The following is a 6,675-nucleotide window of genomic DNA, read 5'->3' on the forward strand; positions in this document are numbered from 1 at the left end:
CGCGGACGCCTCGGACAGCGCCAGCGCCCGCCCCAACCCGAGCAGCCCGCACGCCATCCGCTCGCGGACCACCCGGTGCCGCCGCGGCCGGATCGCCAACGCCAACCGGCGCGACACCTCGCCCTCGCCGAGCCCGGTCGCCGCGCAGATCTCCTTCGCCACGACCTGGTCCAACCCGATCGGCAGCCTCCGGCCCCCGGACCCGGTCCGCGAGACGATCCCGTCGTACTGCTGCCCCAGCACCGTGTGCAACCACCCGTAGGTGTCCAGCAGCTGCGCCTCCACCCGGGCCTTGACCCCCTCCAGCTCGACGATCCGCTCCACCGCGGCCCCGGACGCCTCGTCCAACGCCAACGCCTCCCGGACCGGGTCCGGCCAACACCGCCGCACCACCCCCGGCGCACCCTCCGGGCCCTCGCCCCCGGCGACCCGCCGCCCGCGGGCGAACACCCGCGACCCCAGCTCCAGCTCCAACTCCGTCAATCCACACTCGTGCGGTGCCATCCCCTTCGTGGCCTCTCATCCAGTGCCCCAACCACATTCGACCACCCACCACCGACAACACCCCCAGGCAGACGCAGGTCAGCGGCATGCGGCCGAAGACCGCCTGATGTCACGGTCTGGAATCGGAAGTGGGGCACGTTCTTGGCCGATCCGAGCCGAGTGGTGACACTGAGGTGTGGGGAGGAGCGCCTACATCGGCATCTCGCTGACGGCCCTACTGGCCGTCGGCGCCTGTACGGGCGGCGGCGGCGAGGCCGGCAGCCCCACCATTGCGAACCCGACCACCGCAGCCACGAGCGCACCGCCAACGTCCGCGCCGACGACAGAGGCGACGCCGACGCCCAGCACAACGACGACCGCTGCGCCAGACCCGGCATCCATGCAGGCCCTCATCGACAAGGACTACGACGGCCGCAACCTCCGGCTGGGCCGCGAAAGCGGCAGCACGAGCGCCTATCGGCAGTACTACGCGACCTACCAGGGCGACGGCCTGACCATCTCCGGTCGGATCAACATCCCCCGCGGTCGGGGCCCCTTCCCTGCCGTCGTGCTCGCCCATGGCTACGTCCCCCTCGAGGAGTACACGAACGGGGCGACGATGCTGCGCGAACGCGACTACCTCGCGCGGCAGGGCTACGTCACGCTCCACATCGACTACCGCAACCACGCCCAGTCCGACGACGACCCGGACAACGGCGCCAATCTGCGTGTCGGCTACGCCATCGACGCGATCAACGCTGGCCTGGCCCTCGAGCAGTTCGGATCGGTCGACCCGGATCGCATCGGCATCGTCGGGCGGTCGATGGGTGGCGGCGTCGTCTACGAGGCGGTCGTCGCGAAGCCGGGCCTGTTCAAGGCCGCCGTGGCCTACGCGCCGGTGAGCTCCGACGCCGTCGACAACTTCAACATGTGGGTGCGCCGCGACAACGACCAGGGGGGTGACGCCCAGAAGATCATGAGACGGCTGGGGACCCCTGAGCAGTCCCCGGAGACCTGGGCCCTGATGAGCCCCCGCACCTACTTCGACCGCGTCACCGACCCGATTCTCATCCACCATGGCACGGCCGACGAGAGCTGCCCCATCGAGTGGTCGGAGGAAACAGTGGCCGCCCTCAAGCAGGCGGGCAAGAAGGTGACCTACTACGTCTACGAGGGTCAGCGGCACACCTTCACGTCCCAGTGGTCGCTCTCGATCCGCCGGACCGAGGCGTTCCTCGACGCGAACCTCGGCGACTGACGCAACCACCAACACACGGCTGTATGCCGCTGAGCTGGCTCAGCGGCATACCGCTCAGTGGTCGTGTGGCTGGGTCAGAAGCCGGCGACGTTGACGAGGGGTTCCTGGACGCCGTCCGGGTTGCCGGTCCAGTCGGAGGTCCCGGCACCGATGAGCGCCGCCTTCACCGCAGCCGGTGAGGCGCCGCGATGGGTTGACAGGTAGAGCGCCGCCGCGCCTGCGACGTGCGGGCTCGCCATCGAGGTCCCGGAGATCGACTGATACCCGCCACCTCGCCACGTCGACAGGACGCACACACCCGGGGCGGTGAGGTCGACAGCGTCGCCGAAGTTGGAGAAGCCCGCGAAGGTGTCATCAGTGCCGTACGCACACGTCGGCGAGCCGAATCCGCCTGCCTCACCGTCGAAGTCGGTAATCGCCGACACGGTGATGACCTCGGGGTACCTCGCCGGCACGAAGCCTCCGGCATCGCTCCCGGCGTTGCCGGCCGAGACGACGTACGTGACACCTGCGGCGACTGAGCGGCAGATGGCCTGGCGCATCCCGCCGTCAGTGCACGAACCCGCGACACCAGCACCGCCGAGACTCATGTTGGCGACCTCGATGGTGCCGGCGTGCGCCGTGACCCAGTCGATCCCGCAGATGATCGACGAGGTGAGGCCGTTGCCGTTGGAGTCGAGGACGCGCACCGCCCACAGGCGGGCCCCGGGAGCGACGCCGACGACGCCGATCTTGTTGTCGCTGGCCGCGGCGGTGCCTGCGACGTGGGTGCCATGGCCATTCAGGTCGTCGTAGGTGAGGTTGCCGGTCACGCAGTTGACGCCGCCGACGACGTTGAGGTCCCGGTGCTTCGAGTCGATGCCCGTGTCGATGACGGCGATGTCGACGTCGACCGAGCCGCGCCCATCGCCCGATGCGGTCGAGCTCTCGATGCCGCCGATGCGCGCGATACCGGCCGGAACGGTTTGGGCCGTGATGCGCACCTCCCGGTCGCGCACGACTGTCGCCACGCGCGGGTCATTGGACACCGCCTTGAGTGCCGAGGGTGTGAGGCGAGCGGAAAAGCCCCGCAGAGCGTGCCGGTAGATGTGGTCGACCGCCGCCCCCCTCGCGCCTGCCAGCTCGGCAGCTGCTCGGGCCGGGTCGACACCGGACCGGAGCGAGATGATGAAGGACCGTGCGGCATTGGCAGAGCCGGCAGAAGTGGTGGCCGGCGTTGCGGCCGAGGCGGTCCAGCCGGTCACGGCGACAGTCAGGCCCACGGTCGAAGCGAGCAGGAGCGACACCAGCGAGCGACGCTTGAAAGCCATGTTGGTCCCCTATCCCCTGAGTTCGAGGCGTTCCCCTGCACGGAGGAGGCCCCGTCAGTAGCGTATTGCGTGTGACTTAGGTCACGCGGCCCAACGGCTGAAACCGTATCCACGGCGCAGGGGCGCGACGTTGGGATCCGGCGCCTGGCGCAAAGACCAAAGGGGAAGGTCGATGAAGGCTTCACGTCGGTTCCTGGCGGCTATCGCAGCCGCCCTCACCTCGCTCGCAGTGGTGGGATCGCCCGCGCTCGCGGCGCCACCCAGCAATGACACCTATCCGGGTGCGGAAGCGATCGCTTCCTTCCCGTCCTCGACGAGTCAGGACACGACCGAGGCGACGACGGACGCCGACGACGCCGAGCTCTCCGCTGCGGGCGCGGACGTGTGCGGCGTGCCGCCGGCCATGGACGCGAGCGTCTGGTTCTCCTTCACGCCGACCGAGGACAACGTCATGTTCGCGGACGTGAGGGCGTCGGACTACGGCGCCGGCGTCTTCGTGGCCGCCGGTGCGCCGGGCAGCTTCACCGTCCTCGGGTGCGGCCCCGGCGGGGCCGTCTGGGATGCCGTCGCCAACGAGACCTACTACATCGTCGTCATCGACGACCAGACCGATGGCGCAGGCAACGGCGGTCAGATGGCGCTCACCCTTGACGTTGCACCACCGGCGCCTGCCCTCGATGTGACCGTCAACCCGACGGGCCGCTTCGACTCCAAGACCGGCTCCGCGATCATCTCCGGCACGATCATGTGCGGCAGCGAAGCCGAGTTCGCGTTCCTCGAGGCCCAGGTCACCCAGCGCGTGGGCCGACTCCTCATCCGCGGCTCCGGTGGGACCGAGGTCACCTGCGACGACACCGTCCGCCCGTGGGAGCTCGCGGTGATCGGCGACAACGGCCTGTTCAAGGGTGGGAAGGCCGTCAGCGCGACGCTGTCCGTTGCGTGCGGCGTGGTCTTCTGCTCGGAGTACTTCGCCGAGAACCAGATCCAGCTCAAGGGCAAGAAGTAGTGAGCCACGCGGGCAGGTGAGCCCGCCACGACGGATCGAGTCGTATGCCGCTGAGTGCGCTCAGCGGCATACTGCTCAGTCGTGCTACTGCTGGGTCGCGTACTGCGCGTCCGTGGGCTCGACCCACTGGACGAGCTGGTAGACGACCCCGTTGGGGTCGGTCATCTGGAAGTAGCGCTCGCCCCACGGCTCGGTCTCAATGGGCGTGACGATCGTGACCGCCTCGCCCTGGAGGCGGGCGTACTCGGCGTCGATGTCGTCGACGGTGAAGACGACGAGGAGCCCGTCGGCCTGCCCGGCGGCGGAGGCCGGCTTGAAGGTTGACAGGCCGGTTGCGAGGTAGATCAGGTTGAAGCCGGCCCTCGGGTGGCTGAGGGAGCAGAAGCCCTCTGCGGACATCTCCTCGCTGAACCCGAGGTACGTCGTGGCCCAGTCTGCGGAGGCGCGGACGTCCTTCACGTTGAGCGAGATCGCTGAGGCGGTGATGTTCATGGGACTCCTGTGGTGGTGCGGACCAGTTACTGTACGGTGTACAGCGTACGAGGTACAACCGATAGATCGCGAGGATGGTTCCCATGGCTGACGCCTCGACCGGCGCGGGGGAGCCGAGCCGGACTCTCGCCCTCCTGTGGCGCGACGCCCGCGGCAGCGACGGGCCGGGCGGCGAACGGCGCCGTGGACCGGGTCGCAGCGTCACCGTCGACGCGGTCGTCGACGCCGGGCTCACGCTCGCCGACGCCGAAGGTCTGGCAGCAGTGACGATGCGGGGTGTCGCACAGCGGGTCGGCGTGTCGACGATGTCCGTCTACACCTACGTGCCCGGGAAGGCCGAGCTCCTCGACCTCATGGTGGACCTCCTCTATCTGCGCATGCCACGGCGCCCCTGGCGCATCCGGACGTGGAGACGCCGGCTCGAGCGCGTCGCCGAGACGAACCGCGCCCTGTTCGCGGAGCATCCCTGGCTCACCGAGGTTGCCGTCCTCAGCCGGCCGCCACTCGGACCGGGACTCATGGCCAAGTACGAGCATGAGCTGGCGGCACTCGACGGCACCGGGCTCGACGATGTGACGGCGGATGCGGTGCTGGCCCATCTGCTGGCCTTCGTCCAGGGCCACGCCCGGGCTGCGCACGACGCGGCACGGACGACGAGGGACACGGCGATGTCCGACGCAGCCTGGTGGGCCGCGAACCAGCCCCTCCTCGAGCGGGTACTCGACCCGGCCTCCTATCCCCGGGCAGTCCGCATCGGGGCGGCGGCGGGCGAGGCCCATGGTTCGTCGTGGAGCGCGCAGCATGCGTGGCGGTTCGGGCTGGCCCGGACGCTGGACGGCCTCGGGGCCCTCATCGAGCACTGAGGGCTGGCCGGGTCGATTTGCCGGGGTGTGCCGCCTGGTGTGGGTGACGTCGGTCATGATGTCGAGACCATGACTCGATGGACCCCCCAACAGGTCGCCGCGCTGGCTCCGGATGCCTCGTCGCTCGCGGCCGCGCGCAGGCTCGCGCGCCCCGGCCCCTGGTCGGACACTGGGTCGACCGACACCCTCGTGTGGGGCAAGTGCCAGGGCTCGGGCAAGGCGCCCTACCAGGTGAGCGTTGACCTCACCGAGCCGGCCTTCCGGTGCTCCTGCCCGAGCCGGAAGCTTCCTTGCAAGCACGGTCTGGCGCTGCTCATGCTCTGGGTCGAGGGCTCCGGCTCCGTCCAGGACGCCGCCGAAGCGACCGGCTTCGCCGCCGAGTGGGCGGCGGAGCGCGCTGCCCGTGCCACGAGCAGGTCTGCCGGACGGGCGGCAAGCACGGAGCGGGCGCCCGACCCGACGGCGCAGGCCAAGCGGCTCGAGGAGCGGCTCGCCCTGATGACGTCGGGCATGGACGAATTCGCACGGTGGCTCGGCGACCTCGCCCGGGGCGGCACGGCGTCTGTGCGCTCCCAGCCGTACGCCTGGTGGGACACGACCGCGGCACGGCTCGTCGACGCGCAGCTGCCCGGTCTGGCCGACCAGGTCCGGTCGATGGCGTCCGACGTCGCCACCCGCTCGGACTGGCCGGACCACCTCCTCGCCGCGATGGGCCGGTGGTGGACCGTGACGCGGGCCTGGTCGCAGCGAGCGACGGCGGACGACGACGCCGCAGGCGACCTGCGCACCGTCATCGGGTGGTCGGTCTCGACGGAGTCCGTGCGACAGCGCGACAGCGTCACCGACCGGTGGACCGTCCTCGGGGCGCACCGGACCGACGACGGCCGGCTCCAGCAGCAGCGCACGTGGCTGCGGGGGCAGGCCTCTCGCGAGACCGTCCAGGTGCTGGACTTCGCGGCCGGTGGACAGGTCCTGCCGATGGCCCGGGTCGTCGGGTCGGTCCTCGACGCAACCCTCGCCCGCTATCCCGGCAAGGCCGTGCACCGGGCCCTCTTCGTCGACGAGCCTGTTCTCTCGGATGCGAGGGGTGGGCTCGCGGACGCCGGCTCGGTCGACGCCGCCCATGCGAAGGCCGCCGCGACGTGGGCCGTCAACCCGTGGGCCTGGCGGGTGCCGGTCGCCCTCGAAGATGTCCGGGCGACGGTGCTCGATGGTGGTGGCGGCGCGGGACGGGCTGCCGACCGGCGTGGGCCGGTCGGCGCG

Annotated in this window: 6 protein-coding genes and 1 pseudogene; 4 read left to right on the forward strand and 3 right to left on the reverse strand. The window is 70.4% G+C overall.

Annotated features, from left to right (window positions below; all coding sequences use genetic code 11):
• A pseudogene (locus tag VIR15_RS10510) lies at positions 1-483 on the reverse strand (hypothetical protein); the annotation flags it as partial.
• A gap of 196 nt (positions 484-679) precedes the next feature.
• Between VIR15_RS10510 and VIR15_RS10515 the strand changes: the two are divergent.
• Positions 680-1,741, forward strand: coding sequence for an alpha/beta hydrolase family protein (locus tag VIR15_RS10515; RefSeq protein WP_331927429.1), 1,062 nt, complete (start codon positions 680-682; stop codon positions 1,739-1,741).
• 74 nt (positions 1,742-1,815) lie between these two features.
• Here the strand turns inward: VIR15_RS10515 and VIR15_RS10520 are convergent, their stop codons facing one another.
• Positions 1,816-3,051, reverse strand: coding sequence for a S8 family peptidase (locus VIR15_RS10520; RefSeq protein WP_331927430.1), 1,236 nt, complete (start codon positions 3,049-3,051; stop codon positions 1,816-1,818).
• A gap of 172 nt (positions 3,052-3,223) precedes the next feature.
• On the opposite strand from VIR15_RS10520, the gene VIR15_RS10525 reads away from it, so the two are divergent.
• A complete protein-coding gene (locus VIR15_RS10525) occupies positions 3,224-4,057 on the forward strand; it encodes a DUF6299 family protein (RefSeq protein WP_331927431.1) in 834 nt (277 codons plus the stop codon).
• 84 nt (positions 4,058-4,141) lie between these two features.
• On the opposite strand, the gene VIR15_RS10530 is transcribed toward VIR15_RS10525, so the two are convergent.
• A complete protein-coding gene (locus VIR15_RS10530) occupies positions 4,142-4,549 on the reverse strand; it encodes a VOC family protein (protein ID WP_331927432.1) in 408 nt (135 codons plus the stop codon).
• 83 nt (positions 4,550-4,632) lie between these two features.
• On the opposite strand from VIR15_RS10530, the gene VIR15_RS10535 reads away from it, so the two are divergent.
• Positions 4,633-5,412, forward strand: a complete 780-nt coding sequence (locus VIR15_RS10535; protein ID WP_331927433.1) for a TetR/AcrR family transcriptional regulator — start codon at positions 4,633-4,635, stop codon at positions 5,410-5,412.
• Between the two features lie 69 nt (positions 5,413-5,481).
• A partial coding sequence (locus VIR15_RS10540; RefSeq protein WP_331927434.1) for an SWIM zinc finger family protein occupies positions 5,482-6,675 on the forward strand: 1,194 nt, incomplete at its 3' end.

This window comes from Intrasporangium sp., assembly GCF_036566125.1.
GTDB lineage: Bacteria > Actinomycetota > Actinomycetes > Actinomycetales > Dermatophilaceae > Intrasporangium.

What these genes read in the sequence shown, in the direction of transcription:
- VIR15_RS10520 (WP_331927430.1), bottom strand. Translation starts at nt 3,051, where the DNA reads ATGGCTTTCAAGCGTCGCTCGCTGGTGTCGCTCCTGCTCGCTTCGACC.
- VIR15_RS10525 (WP_331927431.1), top strand. Translation starts at nt 3,224, where the DNA reads ATGAAGGCTTCACGTCGGTTCCTGGCGGCTATCGCAGCCGCCCTCACC.
- VIR15_RS10530 (WP_331927432.1), bottom strand. Translation starts at nt 4,549, where the DNA reads ATGAACATCACCGCCTCAGCGATCTCGCTCAACGTGAAGGACGTCCGC.
- VIR15_RS10535 (WP_331927433.1), top strand. Translation starts at nt 4,633, where the DNA reads ATGGCTGACGCCTCGACCGGCGCGGGGGAGCCGAGCCGGACTCTCGCC.